A 2,532-nucleotide genomic window follows, 5' to 3' on the forward strand; every position below is an offset into this window, starting at 1 on the left:
GTCTCCCTCCGGTGAGGGCCGCCTTGTCGGGTTGAGACGACTGCTGTGTAACAGCCCTTATGGACAGCAATAAGTGCAGTGCTCAGATTGAACGGTTCGAGGTTGTTGAGACGGGCCGGCGCCGTCGGTGGACCGATGACGAGAAGCTCAAGATCGTTTTGGAGAGTTTGCAAACCCCGCGCTCCGTCTCATCTACAGCACGACGATATGGGATCTCGCGCTCGCTCCTGTTGACTTGGCGGCGATCGTTCGGGACACGGCCGAGCGATAATGAAGATCCTCAGCCTGCGTTTGTACCAGCGATGGTAACGCCGCCTTCAGCGCGGACGGCAGTTTTAGCCGTGCCGGCAAGTGGGCGCATTGAGATTGTTGTCGGCAACGGCTGTCGCGTGATCGTGGACGCCGGCGTTGATATGACCGCGTTGTCGCAAGTGTTGGATCTGCTGGAGCGGCGATGATCCCGATCGCAGCAGGGGCGAGAATCTGGATTGCAACCGGTCACACCGACATGCGCAAAGGCATGCAGGGTTTGGCATTGCTGGTGCAGGAGGGGCTTGGGCGAGACCCCTTTGCCGGCGACGTCTTTGTGTTCCGTGGTCGCGCCGGCACCCTGATCAAGGCGCTTTGGCACGACGGAGTCGGGCTGTCGCTCTACGCCAAGCGGCTGGACCGTGGCCGGTTCATCTGGCCGGCGACGGTGGACGGCGTGGTGTCGCTGACTGCAGCTCAGATGGGCTATTTGCTGGAGGCGATCGACTGGCGCAACCCGCAACACAGCTGGCGGCCGCAGAGCGCCGGATAGGTTGCGCAATAATCCCGTGAGATTGCAAAAAGCGGGCGCCAAATCGCGGCTTTTGTGATTCCATCTGCATGGGTGAGCGTCGCGAAAATCTGCCGGAAGACATTGAGGCGCTGCAGGCGGCGTTGCTGGCAGCGCGCGCCGAACTTGCCAGTGTTCGCGCCCAGCAGTCCGACGATCATGCGCTGATCGCTCACCTCAAACTGCAGATCAAAAAGCTGAACCGTGATCGTTATGGCCCGCGCTCGGAGCGTACCGCACGGCTATTGGATCAGCTCGAACTGACGCTGGAGGAGCTGGAGAGTTCGGCGACGGAGGACGAGCTCGAAGCTGAAATGGCCGCGACCAGGACCACGAAGGTGGCCTCGTTCACGCGCAAGAGGCCATCGCGCCAGCCGTTCCCGGACCATCTGCCTCGCGAGCGGGTGCTTGTGCCAGGACCTGTGACGTGCGCCTGCTGCGGTGGCTCGCGGTTGTCCAAGCTCGGTGAGGACGTCACTGAGACGCTGGAGGTGATCCCGAAATCCTGGAAGGTGATCCAGCACGTCCGCGAGAAGTTCACTTGCCGTGATTGCGAGAAGATCAGCCAGGCTCCGGCGCCCTTCCATGTGATTGCTCGCGGCTGGGCGGGACCTAGCCTGCTGGCCATGGTGCTGTTCGAGAAGTTCGGCCAGCACCAGCCGCTGAACCGGCAGGCCGAACGTTATGCCAGGGAAGGTGTGCCTATCAGCCTATCGACCCTCGCCGATCAGGTCGGCGGCTGTACGGTGGCGCTGACGCCCTTGTTCCGCCGCCTCGAGGCTCATGTGCTGAACGCCGAGCGATTGCACGGGGACGACACGACGGTGCCGGTCCTGGCCAAAGGCAAGACCGATACCGGCCGGATCTGGGTCTATGTGCGCGACGACAAGCCGTTTGGCGGGCAGGCTCCGCCGGGGGCAGTGTTTTATTACTCGCGCGATCGCGCCGGCGAGCATCCCCAGGCCCACCTAGCCGGCTACACCGGCATCTTCCAGGCCGACGCCTATAGCGGCTATGGCAAGCTTTACGACCCGGGCCGCAACGCAGGTCCGATCCTGGAAGCCGCATGCTGGGTCCATGCCAGACGGCCGTTCTTCGTGATGGCTGATCTGGCGGAGAATGCGCGCCGCAAGGTGCAAGGCAAAAAGCCAGCGGTGATCTCGCCTCTGGCGCTGGAAGCGGTCCGCCGGATCGACGCCTTGTTCGAGATCGAGCGAGGCATCAACGGCCAGACGCCCGAACGGCGCCGAGCCGTCCGCCAGGAGCTGAGCGCGCCGCTGGTTGCCGATCTGAAAGCCTGGATGCGTGAGCAACGTGCCAAGCTCTCCCGGCGCAACGATGTCGCCAAGGCGATGGATTACATGCTCAAGCGCTGGAGCGCGTTCACCCGCTTCCTCGACGACGGACGCATCTGCCTGTCGAACAACGCCGCCGAACGAGCTCTGCGCGGTATCGCTCTGGGACGGAAGTCGTGGCTGTTCTGCGGCTCCGATCGCGGTGGTGTCCGTGCTGCGAAGATGTACAGCCTGATCGTCACGGCCAAAATGAACGATGTGGATCCACAAGCCTGGCTCGCCGACGTCCTGGCACGCATCGCCGCACATCCAGCTCAAAGGCTCGACGAGCTCCTACCCTGGAATTGGCGCGACCAGAACAAGCAAGCCAATCAGGCTGCCTGACTGACGGCCCCGCGGTCCTCACCGGATGCTTAC

Annotated in this window: 3 protein-coding genes; all 3 read left to right on the top strand. The window is 63.0% G+C overall.

Annotated features, from left to right (window positions below):
• Nucleotides 1-59: 59 nt before the first annotated feature.
• The 3 genes from tnpA to tnpC all read left to right on the top strand — a co-directional run bounded on the left by tnpA (nt 60) and on the right by tnpC (nt 2,499).
• The gene (gene tnpA, locus AAE027_RS39365; protein WP_370991164.1) at nt 60-458 is read left to right on the top strand and encodes an IS66-like element accessory protein TnpA; all 399 of its coding nucleotides are present in this window, start codon (nt 60-62) and stop codon (nt 456-458) included.
• The gene (tnpB, locus tag AAE027_RS39370) at nt 455-802 is read left to right on the top strand and encodes an IS66 family insertion sequence element accessory protein TnpB (protein ID WP_038388978.1); all 348 of its coding nucleotides are present in this window, start codon (nt 455-457) and stop codon (nt 800-802) included. The genes tnpA and tnpB overlap by 4 nt, the downstream gene beginning before the upstream one ends.
• A gap of 68 nt (nt 803-870) precedes the next feature.
• A complete protein-coding gene (tnpC, locus tag AAE027_RS39375; RefSeq protein ID WP_370991163.1) occupies nt 871-2,499 on the top strand; it encodes an IS66 family transposase in 1,629 nt (542 codons plus the stop codon).
• Nucleotides 2,500-2,532 lie beyond the last annotated feature (33 nt).

The sequence above is a fragment of the Bradyrhizobium sp. DN3 genome, from assembly GCF_041357655.1.
Taxonomy (GTDB): Bacteria; Pseudomonadota; Alphaproteobacteria; order Rhizobiales; family Xanthobacteraceae; genus Bradyrhizobium.

Coding starts and splice junctions, on each gene's coding strand:
- tnpB (WP_038388978.1), top strand. CDS start 455: ATGATCCCGATCGCAGCAGGGGCGAGAATCTGGATTGCAACCGGTCAC.
- tnpC (WP_370991163.1), top strand. CDS start 871: ATGGGTGAGCGTCGCGAAAATCTGCCGGAAGACATTGAGGCGCTGCAG.
- tnpA (WP_370991164.1), top strand. CDS start 60: ATGGACAGCAATAAGTGCAGTGCTCAGATTGAACGGTTCGAGGTTGTT.